This window comes from Nostoc sp. (genome assembly GCF_036917615.1).
GTDB lineage: Bacteria > Cyanobacteriota > Cyanobacteriia > Cyanobacteriales > Nostocaceae > Nostoc.
In genome coordinates, this window is record NZ_JBALCZ010000031.1 from 1 (window position 1) to 18571 (window position 18571).

Sequence of the window (18571 nt, forward strand, 5' to 3'; positions counted from 1 at the left end):
AATAGCGATCGCAGCAAAGCGTCCACTGCTCTTAAGGCATTAATGCCTGTAATCATTATGGAGTATAGGTTAGAGCTTTTCTTAGTGCCATTCGGCTATAATCATTGTGCAGTGAGGATTATAGCCTTCAGTATTCCGATGACATTAATTTGTTAAGACGATATTTAATTAGTTAACCGACATGTTGTGTTGAAGAAATAATTATTTGTCGTATTTAACACATTAGTGTCGTTATCAACGAATTATTTGTTGTATTAACAAATTAGTTCAGTGAATCATCTTTAGTCTACAAGGGGCGATGTCTAAGGGCGGGCTGTTCGGTGACACTTTTCTTACTTAGCGTTGTGTGAAATAAGTCTCAAGATAGTGTCTACCTCACCAAAGAAGAACTTAAGCTTCTTTTCTTACTTAGCGTTGTGTGAAATAAGTCTCAAGATAGTGTCTACCTCACCAAAGAAGAACTTAAGCTTGGTTTATAAGTTTGGGGAAATAGTGATGAATAAGGAAACAGTTCCTAGTCAAGCAGAAAAGTCGAATCCAGAAGGTGATCCATTGCAACTAAGTCCAGAGGTACTCGACAAAATCAAACACCCTGCGAGAATAGACGATGTTATCCGGGAGCAATCACCAGAAGAACGTAGGAGTAACCCAGCTTTAGTACCGGAAATGATTGATGACCCAAATGAGGAATTGAGCGGATTCACGAAAGAGTAATCGAAAGGTTGAGATTCCCGATTTTTCTAAAAAGTTGGGAATCTTGTTATTTATGAATCATTAAGTAGAGCGATCTAGATAGCTTGCTAATTGTAAAATATAAGTATCTAGGATAATTGTTATCTGCTCTAAAATGCATTTAGAATCTCCTCAGGCAAAGGTGCATCAAAATCATCAGGCAGTATGAATTCTCCAGCACATAAACAAAATGGGCGTTGCTGTTTGTTGATGGTTGAAATTGGTTTTAATTCAGCAATTGGCTTATCTGCCTGGACAATGAGAAAGCATTCACCTGCCTCAAGTTGATTAAGATACTTCAAAAAATCTCGTTGGATATCATCAACTGTGACTCTCTGCATTTGAGTGTTTCGGCATAGGGGTATGGTGATAGTAGATTACTTGACTCAATTGTAGTGCGATCGCCTCTCATCTAGGTTGGGTGAAGCTATTGCAGAACCAAACAATTGATTATATTGGTTTCGCTACTTTTCACCCAACCTACGAATCACTATTTAGTCTAGTTTGATCCAGCCTTTGATGATTGCTTTACCAATGTTGATATAGGAATTATCCAAAAACTCTTCAATTGCAGCTTCAGTAAGTCACTGGAATGCGCCAATAAGGTGACGCTTCCAGCTAGGAGTAGTTTCATCATTTACATAAGCAATCTTCTCAGTTTCATTAGCAGTAGGATTATTTTGCTCTAACTGTTTTATAAGCCGTTGTATTTCAGTTGATGCATCAACAAGAGTTTGTTTTTGTTCAGATGTGTAGATGTTTTGGTTTGCTTGTTGCCGTACATTATCTTTAATTTTGTTAGCAAAATTGCTAATCTTTGGTTTATGGAAATTATTGTTATATGTGTCTGACATAATCTTCTCCACATTAATAGGTCTTGTTGCTTACAGGTCAGTGCGATTGCATAGAATGCGCGATTTCCAATCTAAAATTACTGACTATCGTCATCTATAGCAATCCTAAATCATTCGTGAAAAGTTAGATCCCCGACTTCTTTGAAAAGTGGTTTGCCGCAAAGTTCTTGCGTAAGGCCTAATATTGTGAAACGATAGCTTGTAACTTGCTGATACAGCTGCGACTAGCCTGTCTCTAGGCTCACTCCAGAAAAAAGTACTGGTAACGATAACGATAATGACGCACTCTCCAAATTCAGAAAATAACCAGAAACCATCTAATCGTCGTTTATGGCTCCTTATCTTAGGACGTACCAGTTTGGCTCTCGGTGGGGTTTTGCTGGTTGGAATTGCAGTCGGTGCCTGGTGGGCTAGGAACTATGTATATAAAGATTTAGCGCCATTAGTGCAGCAAAATCTCCAGCAATTGCTTGGGCGTCCAGTAAAAGTAGGGAATGTTGAACGTTTTTCGCTTTCTAGTCTGAGATTTAGCTCTCTATCGATACCAGCAGCTCCCAATGATCAAGATCAGGTGGTAGCAAAAGCTTTGGAGGTGCAGTTCTCGCTGTTGCAACTTCTCCTCACGCGAAAACTGGTATTAAATGTCATATTAGTTCAGCCCAATGTCTACATTCAACAGGATCAGGATGGTCGTTGGGTGACAGCCCAAGTTAAGGCTGGGGAAGGACAAGGCTTTATTCAAACTGAGTTGCAGACACTTCAAATTCAAGATGGCGATGTAGAGTTGATGCCATTCGCCGCACCAACTAAACCGAAAGGCTCAGTAATATTAGATCAAGTTGGTGGTGTTGCCCGATTTTCAGATCGAAATCAAAGAATCGCTTATGACATCAATGCTCAACTCACTAGGGGAGGCGGTGTTAAAATCGTTGGCGAAACACAACTGAAAGCTCAACAAACTAACCTCAAGCTGCAAGCACAAAATTTACAAGTATCAGAGGTCAGTCGATTAATTCAGTTGCCAATTGCCTTGCAAGCAGGGTATTTAAATGCTGACTTAGAGGTTCAAATTCCACCCAAACTGTCAGAAATAGCGATTACCGGAACAGCTACAGCTAATCAAATCGCTGCTAAAATTCAAAATATTCCTCAGCAGGTTTCTAATTTGAATGGGAGATTTATATTTCAAGGTCAGACAGTTGCTTTAGAAAATCTGAATACGAACTTTGGCAAAGTTCCGATTCTGGCAAATGGAACAATTAATACTCAAACTGGTTTTAATGTCGCAGCTCAGATAAAACCAGTTAGTGCGAAAAATATCTTAGACACCCTGAAAGTAAAATCGTCAGTCCCAGCTGCTGGCGAAATTCAAGCAAATATTCAGGTACTAGGGTCACTTCAGGAGCCAATCCTTAGCGGTACAGTAAGCAATACTAAACCTATTCAAGTTGATCGTGTTCAATTCCAAACCGTCAATACTGACTTCCGCTTAAATGTATCTAAAACTGCATCTCAAATTGCCGTCTCTAATCTGAAAATAGTCCCCGCAGCAGGCGGTCAAATCACTGGAGGCGGTCAAGCTAAACTTGGCCTGAAAAGCTCGGCAAGATTTAATGCTCAAGTTGATGGTGTATCAGGGGATATACTAGCACGCGGCTATGGCGTGACTCTACCGATCGCAGTTGGAAATGTTTCAGCAAAAGCACAAATTTCTGGCTCACTTAGCAAACAACCCTTAAAACTTGATATTACTAATGTTCAGGTAACGCCGCCAGCCGGGGGAAAAATCACAGCCAATGGTCAAATTCAACTGGCTCCCCAAGGTCAAGTAGGCGTAAATATTCAAGCTCAAGGTATCCCAGGAAATGCGATCGCTCAAGGTTATGGTATTTCAACTCCGATTAAGGTTGGTGGTATATCTGCGAACGCCAAAGTTTCTGGTTCTCTAGGTAGACCGTTAAACGTCAACGTTACTCGCGTTCAGGCAAATCCAGAGGTAGGAGGGCAAGTCACAGCCAGTGGTCAACTTCAGCTTGCACCCCAGGGCAGGGTGGCGTTGAATGTACAAGCAAAAAATTTACCAGGGGATGCGATCGCCCGAGCATACAACTCCTCACCCTCCATTACCATTGGGAATGTATCGGCAAATGCCAATATTTCCGGCACTCTGAGCAACCTGCAAACAGTAGCACGGGTGCAAGCGCCTACAGCCACCTATCCGATTACGGGACGAGTTGTTGTTGCTAAACAAGGAGAGAATATTCTTTTTCCGGATGCAGTTTTGAACGTGGCAGGCGGGACAATCAGGGCTAGAGGTCAAGTTGTACAACAACGCTGGCAAGCTTTTGTGAATACCCAACAACTGCAATTGAGCCGTTTTGGACAGATACCACCCCAGTTCCAGGGAGTTTTAAACAATGTCGCCTTGAATTTGTCAGGAAGCACTGCTTCTTTCCAACCCTCAACCATTCAAGGCACAGGACAAGCAAGGCTGAATGTAGCAGGAGGTACGGTTAATCTCAGAAATGTTAGCTTTAATCGTGGTCGCTGGCAAGTGCTTGCCAACACTTCCCAAATTCAACTCAACCGTTTCTCACCACAATTGGGAGGACGGCTCAATAGTAATATCCAATTCGCAGGCACAGCAAAATCTTTCCAGCTTGCAGATATTCGAGCCGCCGGACAAATCCGCCTATCTCAAGGGTTAGCGCTGCTCGCACAACCGCTGACAGCGCAAGTGCAGTGGAATGGACAGCAGATTATAGTTGAAAACGCAACTACCTCAGGACTGAGTGCTAATGGTGCGATCGCTGTTCAAACTCCACCAACTGGCGCACCTCAAATTACGGGATTTAATTTAAATGTACTGGCGCAGAATTTCAACCTCAAAAATACAGGCTTTAAAGTTCCTGGTGACGTAGCACTAGCAGGGCTACTTGATTTTAAGGGAAAAGTTACAGGCACTCCACATGTACCTCAAGCTAATGGCAATATCCGGCTGCGGAATTTCCAGGTCAGTAACTTGGCGTTTGACCCAGTTTTAACTGGAAACGTGAATTTTCAAGGGGGACAGGGAGCAAGTCTGCAACTAGCCGGGAAGCAAGATAGGATAGCGCTTAACCTGGGTGCAGATTATCGCCCAACTTCATTTTTAGTCCAGCGCGATGAGGCAGTTACCACAGGTAGAACTGAAGGAGATAACTTGCTCATCAACGCCCAACAGTTTCCCATCGCTCTGATTGGCGGCTTTTTACCTAACAATCAGTTGAAACCTCTGGCGGGGCAATTATCGGTAAATTTAGTTGTCAATCTGAATAATTATGCAGTTGCGGGAGACGTGGCGATCGCTCGGCCTCGTGTTGCTAGAGTTGCAGCAGATGAATTTCGCGGAACTATAAATTATGCCGATGGTACTGCTAGCTTGGCTAATGGTCAATTGCGGATTGGAGATAGCAATATCGCCCTGAGTGGAAATGTGCAAACAGGGAATGACCCGCAATTTCAAGTTCAAGCTAATTTAAACCAAACCAGAATTGAGAAACTCTTACAAGCATTTAATATCTTTGACTTTAAAGACTTTGGTAGCGGGTTGCAACCTCCGAAATTAGCTGGAGCAGAGGTACTTAATACCAAGCCTGTCAGTTTGCCCAACGCAGATTTGAAAACACAGTTAGCATATTTCTCGAATATTGCAACATCGGTAGCAAAACAACAGCAGGTAGAAAGAAAAAAAGCCACGTCTTTGCCCACCCTTGCAGAATTAACGGGTGCTTTGAGCGGAGGAATTACAGCTAATGGCTCGTTGAAGTCTGGGTTAAATGTCGGCTTTAATTTTCAAGGTGCTAACTGGCAATGGGGTGAATACTCGATTAATCAAGTCGTTGCTCAAGGTACTTTTGCTGATGGGATCGTCACACTTTCGCCGTTGAGTGTTGGAATCAATCAAGGACTGGTGGCTTTTTCGGGACAGTTAGGAACTGAGCAACTATCTGGAAAGTTGAATGTCGCAAGTCTACCTCTATCACTTTTAGAGCCTTTTATCCAAAAATACCCCATAGATATTACTGGGAAAGTCAATGCTGATGCCACATTGGGAGGTAGTTTAAAAGACCCCAGAGTCCAAGGACAAGTGGCGCTGGCGAATGCAACTCTCAACAAGCAACCTGTGCAAACAGGACAGGTGAACTTTGACTACAACAAAGCTCGCTTGAATTTTGACAGTACTTTGCTAGTCACAGGAACACAGCCACTTGCAATTACAGGTAGTGTACCTGCTCCGTTACCTTCTGCCGCAGTGCAGCCAGATAGCAATCAAATTAGCATCAACGCCAATCTGCAAAATGAAGGATTGGCACTGTTAAACGTGTTTACCAATAATCAAGTCGCTTGGGTAGACGGTCAAGGAAAAGTAGATTTAAACGTTCAAGGGACTTTAAAGGAACCAATTATTAACGGCAATGCCACACTTAATAATGCAACTTTTCGCACTCAAGCCTTATCTGATCCCCTCACGAATGTCACAGGAACAGCGCGATTTAATGGTAATACGGTGAGTGTTGAAGGTATCCAAGGCACGTACAATAAAGGGCAAGTGACAGTATCAGGCATCCTGCCAATTTTTGATCCGCAGCAAGCCGCAGCGAATCCCCTAACAGTATCAATAGCAGATAAACTCAATTTTAAGCTTGCAGGACTGTATGAAGGCGGTGTTGGCGGCGATGTCGTAATTCGCGGAACAGCGTTAAAACCTGTAATTGGTGGAGAGATTAAACTGAGTAATGGTCAGGTGATTATTGGAAACTCGGCTGCTGCGAAGAAAAAATCAGCAGCGACAGCAGAGGCTAACGCTAACGTCATAAATAGAGAAGAGGTTAACGCTAACGTCACACCTACACCAGAGAATAGCACTAACCCAGTGATTACAGCAAAGAGTAGCACTAGCACAGTCACTCCACCCAATTTACCTATAGAGTTTGCAGATTTAAAGTTGACTTTAGACAAAGGTATTCGTGTTACCACTCAGTCTTTACTGAACTTTGTACCAGGAGGAGCCGCATTAAGTCAGCCCCTATTGAGCTTTGACGCCAAAGGCGACTTGACCATTAATGGTACATTCGCCAAGCCGCTTCCTGAAGGAGTCATTCGTTTGACAGGAGGACGACTGAGCGTATTTTCCACTCAGTTCACCTTGGCGCGGGGCTATGAACAAACTGCGAGCTTTACTGCTAGTCAAGGACTTGACCCGACCCTAGATGTGCGACTTACCGCAATTGTACCGGAAGCATCGACAAGGAACAGTCAAATTTTGGAATCACCATTGTCTTCTGAAGTCAGCGATGTTTCTGCAAACAATTTTGGGACTTTAAATAGCGTTACCGTTCAAGCCACCGTAAACGGGCCAGCTAGTGAATTGGGCGACAATCTAGAACTGACGAGTGAACCTAGCCGTAGTAAGGGAGAAATAGTTGCTCTGCTGGGTGGCTCGATTCTGAGTTCTTTCGGTCAAACAAATGCAGGACAAGGGCTGACTGGTTTCGCTAGTTCGACCATTTTAGGTGGTTTACAAGGAACTATCACTGCGATCGGACAGGCTATTGGTTTTAGTGAGTTTCGGGTATTTCCTACTCCATCTACTAATACTAATAAAGCAGCGAACGGTTCAGTTCTTAATTTATCAGCAGAAGGTGTGTTTGACATCAATAGAAACGCATCTGTTTCTTTATCACACGCTCTTTCTAACAATGATGAGTCTTTCCGTTACAATGTGCTCTATCGACTCAATGACGAAATTTTGATGCGAGGCTCAACTAATTTGGGGGATGAAAATCAATTCCAAGTTGAGTATGAAAGCCGATTTTAGATAAATACAGTTCAGTTAAGCATTTCTTCCTTCTCTTCCTTCTGTACGAGACGCTATGCGTAGCTTGCTTCTCCGTAGGAGTATGTGTCCTTAGAAGATGTCTGAGAAGTTAAAAATGTCATGCTGAATGAAGCGATAGCCAAGTGTTGCATCTCATCAACCCACGAAAAATTGCGATTCTTCTCTTCTCTACGAGAGGCTGCGCCAACGAGACGCTACGCGAACGCTCCACTTCGTTACGCTCAGAATGAAAAATTATACCTTTCGTACACTTTTCAGACATCCTCTTATACCATTTCTTTGTGAGGCTGCGCCAAACCCTTTTAACTTCTTTCTTTCTTTGTGTCCTTTGTGTCCTTTGCGGTTCGTTTTTCTTTCTTGCACTTAAATATGGTTTAGCGCATCTTCATACAGAATTGGTATTACTGGTAGCTTTCTTGAAAAGTGACGCTCTTACGATTAAGCCTTAACCCAAGCGTATCGCATTTTAGATTATTAGACATCTCCAGAAAAGAATGTAGAGACGCGAAATTTCGCGTCTCTACAAGGGTTTGAGTGAACGCATAATTATATTTATCACCAGATGTCTATTGCATTGCCATTGTCAGCCAATACAATGGCATTGTCAGCCAATACAATGGCATTGTCAGCCAATACAATGGCATTGTTAGTCAATACATTGGCATTGTCAGCTGATACAATGGCATTGCAGGTCAAGAGACTTGTGTGTACACCATAGCCCCGCAAGCGGGGAGGGTCCAAGCGCTTTATTACTGGTAAATACCCTAATTTTGCAACATCTTCAAAAGAACTTCTGGGCTGTCCATTTTGTCCATCACGACCTCAATGAAAGCAAGTTGGTCGCGGTTTTGCTCGGCTTTTTGCAATGCCGACTCTAACTCCGACTCGGTGCTTACTTTAATGCCCCAGCCATTACTAGCAAAAATTTCATGGAGCTTGTGATAATTCCACCGTTGAATGTCGTTATATGGCATGGTTGCACCGTGTATATCACGCTCTATGGTATATCCATCGTTGTTAATTAGAAAAATAATTGGCTTCAAGTCATTGCGTAATATTGTTGAGAGTTCTTGTGCTGTCATTTGAAAAGAACCGTCACCCACTAGTAGAATAGCTCGTCGTTGTGGCGCTGCGATGCAACAGCCAAGTAATGAGCCTACTGAATAGCCAATCGAACCCCAAAGGACTTGCCCAATGAAGGTGCTTCTCTTTGGCAAAGGAATTACTGAGGCTCCAAACAAACAAGTTCCAGTCTCGCTAACGATAATGTCATCTTCTTTGAGGAAATGAGCTAGCCTATACCAAAAACGCCGTTGTGTAATAACCCCATCCGTGTTGGGTTGGAAAGGAGTCGTGAAGCCAGCATCCAAATTCTCCATTGCAGACTTGAAGTCCAGCGTTTGAGCATCACGGCGCTGCAAGCGTTTGCTTAAAGCAGACAGCACATCCCGCATCGCCACATTATTGTACAGCGCACGTTTAATTTTTAGATACTGCCCATGCACTTCAATAGTTCGACCTGGGTCGAGTTTGGCAGAAAACTTTCCTGTGTTGAAATCAGTCATCAAAGCACCAATACTCAAGACACAATCTGCCTCTTCAATACGTTTTCGCACATAATCTTCACTGGCAGCACCATTATATATGCCGATAAATTGGGGGTGTGTTTCCTCCAGCAGTCCTTTTCCCATGTTCATGGTGGCATAAGGGTATCCGGTAGCTGCCAGCAACTCTCGCAATTCTTGATGTAGGCGATAGCGATCGACACCAACATCAGCAAGAATCACTGGTTTCTGGGCTTTCTCCAGTATAGTTACACAGGCATCAACTGCCTCAACTAAAGTAGCGATCGCGCTTTGGAATACACGAGGGGTCAAGAAATCAGACGGTATAGCCACTTCATGTTTAGCAACATCCATAGGTATGGAAATGTAAACAGGTAATTTATGCAGAAGACAAATACCTAAAACTCTGTCAATTTCTGCTGTTGCATTCTCTGTTGTCAAATATGCTTGAGTCACCGTTACCTTTTCATACATTCGGGCAAACATGGAGAAATCACCAGTACCAAGCGTATGATGGACAAGCGAACCAGATGCTTGAATGTTGGTGGCAGGAGATCCAGTAATCGTCACAACAGGAACGTGTTCGGCATAAGCGCCAGCAACACCATTAATAGCACTGAGTTCACCAACACCAAACGTAGTTACTAATGCTGCAACACCATTGATTCGACCATAGCCATCGGCAGCGTAGGATGCGTTAAGTTCGTTACAGGTTGTAATCAACTCAATTCCATCCTGGTTAACAATAGAGTCGAGAAACTCCATATTGTAGTCTCCAGCAACACCGAAGATCTGCTTGACGCCGATCTGCACCAGACGAAGCACTAGATAATCACCAACAGTAAAAGTTGTCATTGTTTTAGCCTTTTTTATCCGATCGCTACTTTTAACAGTAGTAGCAGTATTGTTGTAGGTAAAGCTTTTGAGGACTTGTCGGTAATTGGCAATGGTATCTGTGCCACTGAGGGTGAGAGTGGCTAGTGGTGGCGTTGTAGGTAGTGGTGATAGCGCTCATCTAGAGCCAATCCGTTAAAAGTCTTGTTATGGCTGGGCAGTGACAACCCGACTAAAGCAAAATCGCTATGAAATGCACAGCCACGCAAATAGCCAGCACAAAAAGCTAGTCGATCGCAATCCTCCACTGCCCAAACTTCGGCAACAGCTTCTTGATCACAATCTGCTTTCGCCGGATCATCCTCCCAGCATTCTACATTTTTACTTTGTTGCCGAGCCGCGATAAATTCGCTCCATTTGCTCTGGAGAAAGCACTGTCATTGGAAACCGTTGATGTGTAGGAATAGGGAGTTCCTCGGCCGATTGAAACGCGCGTTGTTGAATTTTAGTGAAATGTATTTCCCCATTGCTAGTTAAAGGTGCGCTAAGTAATGTCTCATCTACCTCCGATGGGAGAAGCTGATTTTGGGGTAAGACATAGGCGTGCTTTTGTGCATCGTATGCCAAAATTTCTCCTGTCTCGATTTGATAAATCCAAGCATAAATACTGATCTGCCCTTGGTGGAGCTTAGAGTGAATCACCGGATAAGTTCGTAAATTTTCGATTTGGGTGAGTACATTCTCAGCAATAATTATTTCTAAGAGTTCTTCCCCTTCGTAGTGGCTATAATTGTCTTTCACCAGTCGTCGGGTTGCCTCTGCATACTTGAGCCAGTCATGTACAAGCGGCATTTCTACCCGCAAGCTGTCTAACTTCATTAATCCTTTCATAGCACCACAATGCGAGTGACCACAGACAATAATTTGTTGAATATCTAATGCTTGAATAGCATATTCAATTGTTGCTCCTTCACCGCCATTAGTTGCACCATATGGTGGAATAATGTTGCCTGCATTGCGGATAACAAACAATTCGCCTAACCTAGCTTGTGTAATCAGGTTTGGATCGATACGCGAATCTGAACAAGTAATAAATAGGACTCTGGGCTTTTGACCATGAGAAAGTTGTTCAAACAGTTCTTCATTGGCGGAAAAATAACTACTTTGGAATTCGCGCAAACCTTTAATCAATCTTTTCATAGGAGTACCTAAATGAACAAGTAATACTTGTAATCTATCGTAAAAATTCTCAAATTAAGGAAGTAGGGACGCACAAAAGCAACAATTGGTTTATACCATTGAGCCTTGCTTATCACAAAGGTAAATCGAGGCAAAGCGGATGACCCCATTTAAGTAATTAAGTACTTCGCTGCCAAAGATAACCAAGATTTAAAATTTGTCAAAGCCCTGTAAAAACCAGTCTCCAAGCTGTTATATACCATTCACCGAAATTTTTGACTAAATGGATTAATAATATCTATAAACAGATTGACTCAATTGATCAACTTTTGCAATTGTACCATCGGCTTAGTCAAAGGCTGAAATTCGTTGTTGTATTGTTTAACCAGTCTTGCCAAACTACCCTCTCTAGTCGCAGTTTTAATGTTAAATAAATCTACAATTGGTGATAAATTTGGTATTTTTCTCCTTTTATTCATCTAATTTCCCATTCCCCATTCCCTATCTGCACAAGCAATCCCCGACTGCGGAAATTTTGCCAACAGCTTTTTAATGATCATCTGCTTTCGCCGGGTTATCCACCCAGCACGACAGCAAGTACTCGAAGCTTAGGTTTTCTCTCAAAATCTCAGCCATCTTGAGTTTTTCCAGTCTTCCAGTCCGCAATGCAGACCGGATAGCGATGCCTTCTCTGCGAGACGCTGCGCGAACGGCAGTAAACAACGCTTCACTTGACCATTTTTCCGGGTTTGGAACGGACGCGGCAGAACTTTTACCTTCATGATCCGCTTTCACTTCTTCTCTACGAAACGCTCCGCGAACACCCGAACTGAGTTTTCATTCCTTGGAGCTATTGACAAAAGGTACACACTTTTGATTTTTATAGTATTTATGTACTAATATGCATATCCAGCATTAGTTTCATTGAAAACTTACCTCACTTTACCTTCATCACTCTTATAAGTCATGGGTCTGGGTTTTCTTTTCTTGAGAGGAACTACTGATTTCTTAGGAGATTGAGGAGCGCGGCATCTCTCACAGTAGAGCGGTCGGGGTCCAAAGGTTTCTCTTTGGGTGGGTTGTTCACACTGCTTGCATACGAAATTGAAGACGCGCGTGTGAATTTCCCGCTTGTGCGCTCTGACTGTGTACTCTTTGACTTGAATAATTTTGCTCGGCATTGCTAATCTTTGTGGTTCTACTTCTTAAATATAAATTCTTTACTATCCATCAAAATCCATGATTAACTTGAATCTCTAATATTATTGAGAATTTACTAACATTAGGGTTAGCGATGAAAAAGAAGATTCTGCTGCATCTAACCCTACTGTTAGGGTTAAAGCTGAAAGATCCCAAAGGACTATTGCGATCGCCCTTTACACGAGTATTGCACCAAAGTCAAATCCAGTAAGCTTTTCGCGCCTTTTATCCCCAATTTGGTAGAGAATTTCAATTAGTTTGCGAATCAGGTCGGGAATTTTTCACATACTCCGCGACAAATTTTCATTTGGTCTGCGACATGACGAGCCAGAACCGAATGGCACTCTTGTAAAGCTGAAACACTTGTAGTTTAAGCAGTTTGCAATTGCTTTCGTAATTCATGCCGGAGTTTAGGTAATTGCTGATTTAGTTGCTACTCGCCAAATATTTACCAAATTTCACCTATGTCTGCGACATCCCGTCAATCCTCAACTAGGATTTGCAGAGTTAACTTGACTTGAATTTTGGGAATCATCATAGTAACTACGAAAATCTATTAGAAAACAATATTCAGCCAAGTAATAATGCTTAGATTCATTGCTCGCATCCCGGACTATAGTATTACAAGTTTAATTTATGAAGCTACTGCCACAGTACTTTGTCGAGCATACTCCAACGCTAATGGACACTCAGTTGTCATCAAACTGCTCAGAGCAGAGTATCCGACTGTCAAAGAGATTGCTCAGATAAAGCACGAATACGAAATTATCCAAAACTTGAACATTGCAGGTGTAATCAAACCTTATGAATTAATTAATTACGACAACGGCTATAGTAATGGTCTAGCACTGGTTTTAGAAGACTTTGGTGGAGAATCTTTAAAACATCAGATATCTACTACAGGGTTTGAAATTACAGAATTTCTCAACATTGCCCGTCAAATTGCTGAAACTTTGGGAGAGTTACATACCCAGCACATTATTCATAAGGATCTTCAGCCGGAAAACATTCTTTATAACCCCAATACCGAAAAAATAAAACTGATTGACTTCAGCATCGCTTCGCTGTTGTCAAAAGAAAGCCCAGAAATTAGTAGCCTCAACCTTCTAGAAGGAACGCTGGCTTATATGTCGCCAGAGCAAACTGGACGCATCAACCGAACCTTAGATTATCGTACAGATTTTTACTCATTAGGTGTCAGTTTCTACGAAATGCTGACAGGTCAGCTCCCCTTCCACAATGCTCAAGATTCAATGGAGTTGGTGCATTGTCACATTGCGAAAATCCCAATAGCTCCTCACGAGATTAATCAAAATGTACCACTAGCAATCTCTGCGATCGCTATGAAACTTCTGAGCAAAACTGCTGAAGACCGTTACCAAAGTGCTTACGGGTTAAAGGCTGACCTAGAGCAAGCAGCGATACAACTGCAAACAAAAGGAAGCATTGACCTTTTTAGCTTAGGTCAGCAAGATTTTTCGCATCAATTCCAAATAGCTCAAAAACTTTATGGTCGGGAAGTAGAAGTGGCGGCTCTTATGGCTGCCTTCGATAAAGTTAGCCTTGGTTCGAGTGAAGTTGTATTAGTAGGAGGATACTCAGGTATCGGCAAATCCTCACTGGTTAACGAAGTTCATAAACCGATTGTGCGGCAACGAGGTTACTTCATTGGTGGCAAATTTGACCAACTCAAGCGAGATATTCCTTATGCTTCTTTGATTCAGGCATTTCGAGAATTGATGCGGCAACTGTTAGCTGAAAGCCAAGCCAGAGTTGAGGTTTGGAAAAATAAATTGCTACAAGCATTGGGAGTTAACGGTCAGGTGATTATTGATGTTATCCCAGAAGTAGAACTGATTATCGGGCAGCAAGCGCCTGTACCGCAGTTGGGGGTTGCTGAGTCTCAAAACCGTTTTAATCGGGTGTTTAAGCAATTTATCCATGCCTTTACTGCTGCTGATCATCCCTTAGTACTGTTTTTAGATGACCTCCAATGGGCAGATGCTGCCTCTGTGAAGCTGGTCGAGAATTTAATGATTGACCTAGAAAGCCAGTATTTATTGCTGATTGGGGCTTATCGAGATAACGAAGTTAGTCCCACCCATCCACTGATATTAATGCTAGAGGCAATTCGAGCATCTGGGGCAACCGTTAAAGAGTTGCTCTTGAAGCCATTAGCAGCACATCATATTACTCAACTGCTTAGTGACACGTTCAATTGCGAATCATCTCAGGCAGAACCTTTAGCCGATTTGCTGTTTCAAAAAACCCAAGGTAATCCCTTTTTCTTGACTCAGTTACTAAAACTACTGCATCAAGATAATCTCTTGACGTTTGATTATCGTTCGGGTTTCTGGCAGTGGAATCTTAACAAAATTCAGGAACAAGCCATTACCGATAACGTAGTCGATTTAATGGTGAATAAAATTCAAAGACTCTCAGAACAAACGCAGCAAGTTTTACAATTAGCTGCTTGTGTTGGGAACCGTTTTAATTTAGAAATTCTAGCTGTAGTAAACGAAAAATCTGTATCGGCAACAGCAGTTGATTTATGGGAAGCTTTGCGGGCAGGATTAATTCTTCCTTTGAGCGATACTTACAAAATTCCTCAGTTGTTGAATCAGTCTGAATTGTCAATATACTGCAATACTGCTGTACAAGTTGACTATAAGTTTTTGCACGATCGCGTTCAGCAAGCTGCCTATTCTTTAATTCCAACCGACCAGCAACAACAAGTACATTTGAAGGTTGGAAAATTACTATTACATAATACTGCAAAAGCCCAGTTGGAAGAACATCTTTTTGATATTGTCAACCATCTCAATGCTGGTAGTTCATTGATTGTAGAACCAGCAGAAAGATATGAACTGGCAGAATTAAATCTGAAAGCAGGTCAACGGGCAAAATCATCTTCGGCGTTTGTAACTGCACTCAAGTTGCTAGAAACAGGAATGAGTTATCTACCTGAAAATAGCTGGCAAGATAATTATTTACTTACCTTAAATTTATATTTACAAGTCGGAGAGGCAGAGTTTTTAAATGGTAAATATGAAGAAGCTTTGCTGATTTTTGAGCAGACTTTCAGCCAGGTTAGAACTACTCTTGATATGTGTCGGGTGAATGAATATCGAATTATGTGTTATCGGATGGAGAATGATTTAAACTCCGCATATAAAATTGGGTTAAACACCTTGGAACTTTTAGGCTTGCAGTTTACAGCTTATCCTGATGATATATATCTGTTAGAAAAACTTAATCAAACCAAAAAAGTTATTGGGGATCGCTCAACCTTTAGTCTCGCAGAACTACCAAAAATGCAAGACGAAGAGAAGTTAATGGCTCAACGCATCTTAAAAGAAGTCTGGCCTATTGCCTACTTTTTAGGATCTAAAGCGTTGCATATCACATCGATGAATATAACTCAACTTTCAGTTCAGTATGGCAACTCACCAATTTCTGTATTTGGCTATATGCTTTATGCTTTTAATTTGGTGTTTCAATATGGTGAGGTAGATTCTGGTTATGAGTTTGGTGAGCTATCTTTGCGGTTGCATGAAGTTTTAAGAACGAAAGAATTAGAAGCAAATATTTTAAATATGTGGGGCGGTTTAGTTTGTCACTACAAAGACCATATTAGCGAGAGTAAACCTTATTTATTGAAGGGATTTAATAGTGGTTTAGAAACAGGTTCTTACCAGTGGTCTGGTTATTGTTCAGTTAATTTTTTGTGGCAATCATTATTTGGAAATGAATCTTTAGAAAAAACCGCAGAAATAGCCGAAGATTTTATTCCTAGCCTCCGCAAGATTGACAAAAATATGTTGAATTACCATCTGCTGGCTATGGAAGCGATCGCAAACCTGACTAAGCCAGCAGGTAAGATTGAAGAACTTGTTGGAACTTGGGCAGATGAACAGCAAGTGCTAGAGTTTGCGTTGGCATCTTCGGATATGTTGAGTGCATTTGTAGTTTACATCTATAAACTTGCGCTCTGTAACTGGTATGGAGAATTTATTAAAGCTGTTGAGTATGGAGAGAATGCCGAAAAATTTGTTGGGGGAGCGCGAGGGATTTTTATTAATCCTGTTTTCTATTTTCACCAAAGTATTGCCTTAGCAGGGGCTTATGCAAAGGTAGATACAGAAACTCAAGTGATTTATCTAAAAAAACTAAATGCCAACTTAGAAAAATTCCAGCAATGGGCAATACACTGCCCAACCAATTATCAACACAAGTTCCTGCTGATTCAAGCTGAAATTGCTCGGATTCACCAACAAGATTATCAGGCAATGGAACTGTATGATTTAGCGATCGCTTCTGCTGCCGAAAACGGTTATTTACAAAATGAAGCCTTAGCAAACGAAGTTGCATTTCGATTTTACTTAGCCAAGGATAGGAAAAACTTTGCCAAAATTTATTTAAAAGAAGCCCGGTATGGCTATTTAAAGTGGCAAGCTACGGGTAAAGTTCGGCAACTGGACGAACAATATTCGCAAATTTTTAGAGATACAGTCGAGCGGCGTACGGCTACAAGGCAGATTCAGGACATTTCTGAAGCTAAAACCCAAACTCTAGATATCAGCACAGCGATTAAAGCGTCCCAAGCACTTTCAAGTGAGATGGAGCTAAATCGGCTGCTGGAGAAGATGATGACGATCGCGATCGAGAATGCTGGGGCCCAAATGGGTTATCTACTTGTAAAACGGGAGAACCAGTGGGTAATTGAAGCCGAAGGAAACATTGATCGAGATCAAGTGATAGTGCGATCTTCCAGCTTAGTTCAAGTAAAGCATAAACTACCAGTTTTGCTGATTAACTATGTTCAAAGAACAAAAGAAAATTTGGTTTTAGACGATGCCAGCCATACAGAGCGTTTTGCGAGTGACAGCTATATTGTTGCCAATCAACCCAAATCAGTTTTGTGTTCGCCTTTCGCTCATCAGGGTAAGCTAACCGGAGTTCTTTACCTGGAAAATAACCTCACCACCGGAGCCTTTACCGCAGACAGACTAGAGGTACTTAATTTATTGACTTCGCAAGTTTCTATCTCTATAGAAAATGCTCGGCTCTATACAAATTTGCAAATATACTCCCACGAGTTAGAAATTTCGGAAACACAAGCGCGTGAAAAAGCAGAGCAGCTAGAGCAGACGCTCGATGAGTTAAAGCTAACCCAGTCCCAGATGGTACAAAGCGAAAAAATGTCTAGCTTGGGGCAATTGGTAGCAGGTGTTGCTCACGAAATCAATAACCCAGTCAGCTTTATCTACGGCAACCTTACTTACGTCAATAATTATTTCAAAGACTTGATGAGTGTAGTACAACTTTATCAGCAGCAAAACCAAAATTTAGCACCTACAGTTCAAAATCAGATAGATGCGATTGATTTAGATTTTTTGATGGAAGATTTACCTAAGCTCTTGGCTTCAATGAAAGTAGGAACAGATCGCATTCGCCAAATTGTATTATCTTTACGAAACTTTTCCCGCTTAGACGAAGCTGAAGTCAAAGCCGTTGATATCCATGAGGGCATTGATAGTACCCTGATGATTTTGCAAAATCGGCTCAAACCCCTACCAGATTCTCCGGGAATTCAGGTAATACAGGAGTACGGGAACCTGCCACTTGTAGAGTGCTACCCTGGGCAACTGAATCAGGTATTTATGAACCTGTTCGCAAATGCGATTGACTCTTTGGAAGAATTTAACCAACATCGGACTTATGCCGATATCGCACGTCAGCCAGCCATCATTACAATTCGGACTAATGTTGAAGGCGATTTTGCCGTCATCTGCATTGCTGACAACGGTTCTGGAATCTCCGAAAATGTGCGGCGGCAACTCTTCACACCCTTTTTTACCACCAAACCCGTTGGGAAAGGCACTGGTTTAGGGCTATCTATTAGTTACCACATTGTGACTAATAAGCATCGAGGACAGTTGGAGTGTGTATCAGTTTTAGGACAAGGGGCTGAATTTATTATCTCTATCCCGCTTCAGGCAAGGCTAGAAGCAAGAAGTGTCTAATCATTAGACCTATCCTTAATAGACATCTCCAAAATAGTAATATTCTCTGGTAAAAAAACATCAGCAGAAGTTTGATGACACAAAAACATGAGGGTTGCGATCGCTTAACGAAAGAATGAACATTACAGCCCCGGCAGCGGCAAGATTATGGTTTTATCTGAATAGTTAACTTGATTTATGTTCAGATATTATGTCTACTCTCAAAGATATTGAAGTTCAAAATATAGTTCAGCCGTAACCACATGCTACAGGTTAGGGTGGGGAATGTGGGTTATATCGCTTATTCCAAAGGAGCTTTCT

General features: G+C 41.9%; 12 protein-coding genes. 5 read left to right on the forward strand and 7 right to left on the reverse strand.

What is annotated here, in order from left to right; translation table 11 throughout:
- Nucleotides 1–495 precede the first annotated feature (495 nt).
- The gene (locus V7K85_RS11390; RefSeq protein WP_334813637.1) at nucleotides 496–714 is read left to right on the forward strand and encodes a hypothetical protein; all 219 of its coding nucleotides are present in this window, start codon (nucleotides 496–498) and stop codon (nucleotides 712–714) included.
- A gap of 128 nt (nucleotides 715–842) precedes the next feature.
- Here the strand turns inward: V7K85_RS11390 and V7K85_RS11395 are convergent, their stop codons facing one another.
- Together V7K85_RS11395 and V7K85_RS11400 are read right to left on the reverse strand one after the other, a co-directional pair.
- Complete coding sequence (locus V7K85_RS11395) at nucleotides 843–1073, reverse strand: type II toxin-antitoxin system Phd/YefM family antitoxin (protein ID WP_334813639.1); 231 nt, start codon at nucleotides 1071–1073, stop codon at nucleotides 843–845.
- A 243-nt stretch (nucleotides 1074–1316) separates the two neighbouring features.
- Nucleotides 1317–1586, reverse strand: a complete 270-nt coding sequence (locus tag V7K85_RS11400; protein WP_334813641.1) for a hypothetical protein — start codon at nucleotides 1584–1586, stop codon at nucleotides 1317–1319.
- A gap of 277 nt (nucleotides 1587–1863) precedes the next feature.
- Here V7K85_RS11400 and V7K85_RS11405 point away from each other — a divergent pair, with 277 nt between their 5' ends.
- Nucleotides 1864–7446, forward strand: a complete 5583-nt coding sequence (locus V7K85_RS11405) for a translocation/assembly module TamB domain-containing protein (RefSeq protein ID WP_334813643.1) — start codon at nucleotides 1864–1866, stop codon at nucleotides 7444–7446.
- Nucleotides 7447–8029: 583 nt separating this feature from the next.
- Nucleotides 8030–8185: a hypothetical protein gene (locus tag V7K85_RS11410; RefSeq protein WP_334813645.1), complete on the forward strand. Its 156-nt coding sequence runs from the start codon at nucleotides 8030–8032 to the stop codon at nucleotides 8183–8185.
- A gap of 46 nt (nucleotides 8186–8231) precedes the next feature.
- Here V7K85_RS11410 and V7K85_RS11415 read toward each other — a convergent pair whose 3' ends face one another.
- A complete protein-coding gene (locus V7K85_RS11415; RefSeq protein ID WP_334813647.1) occupies nucleotides 8232–9887 on the reverse strand; it encodes an alpha-keto acid decarboxylase family protein in 1656 nt (551 codons plus the stop codon).
- Between the two features lie 122 nt (nucleotides 9888–10009).
- Nucleotides 10010–10135 (reverse strand): hypothetical protein, encoded by a 126-nt coding sequence (locus tag V7K85_RS11420; protein ID WP_334814013.1) that lies wholly within the window; start codon nucleotides 10133–10135, stop codon nucleotides 10010–10012.
- Between V7K85_RS11420 and V7K85_RS11425 the strand changes: the two genes are divergently transcribed.
- Nucleotides 10087–10272: a hypothetical protein gene (locus V7K85_RS11425; RefSeq protein WP_334814021.1), complete on the forward strand. Its 186-nt coding sequence runs from the start codon at nucleotides 10087–10089 to the stop codon at nucleotides 10270–10272. The genes V7K85_RS11420 and V7K85_RS11425 overlap by 49 nt on opposite strands.
- Here V7K85_RS11425 and V7K85_RS11430 read toward each other — a convergent pair.
- The 3 genes from V7K85_RS11430 to V7K85_RS11440 all read right to left on the reverse strand — a co-directional run bounded on the left by V7K85_RS11430 (nucleotide 10248) and on the right by V7K85_RS11440 (nucleotide 12226).
- Nucleotides 10248–11066 carry a carbonic anhydrase gene (locus tag V7K85_RS11430; protein ID WP_334813649.1) on the reverse strand — a complete coding sequence of 273 codons (819 nt, stop codon included), beginning with the start codon at nucleotides 11064–11066 and terminating at the stop codon, nucleotides 10248–10250. The two genes, V7K85_RS11425 and V7K85_RS11430, sit on opposite strands and share 25 nt — an antisense overlap.
- A gap of 528 nt (nucleotides 11067–11594) precedes the next feature.
- Complete coding sequence (locus V7K85_RS11435; protein WP_334813651.1) at nucleotides 11595–11768, reverse strand: hypothetical protein; 174 nt, start codon at nucleotides 11766–11768, stop codon at nucleotides 11595–11597.
- Between the two features lie 209 nt (nucleotides 11769–11977).
- Complete coding sequence (locus tag V7K85_RS11440) at nucleotides 11978–12226, reverse strand: hypothetical protein (RefSeq protein WP_334813653.1); 249 nt, start codon at nucleotides 12224–12226, stop codon at nucleotides 11978–11980.
- A 603-nt stretch (nucleotides 12227–12829) separates the two neighbouring features.
- On the opposite strand from V7K85_RS11440, the gene V7K85_RS11445 reads away from it, so the two are divergent.
- Nucleotides 12830–18271 (forward strand): trifunctional serine/threonine-protein kinase/ATP-binding protein/sensor histidine kinase, encoded by a 5442-nt coding sequence (locus tag V7K85_RS11445; protein ID WP_334813655.1) that lies wholly within the window; start codon nucleotides 12830–12832, stop codon nucleotides 18269–18271.
- Nucleotides 18272–18571: the final 300 nt, after the last annotated feature.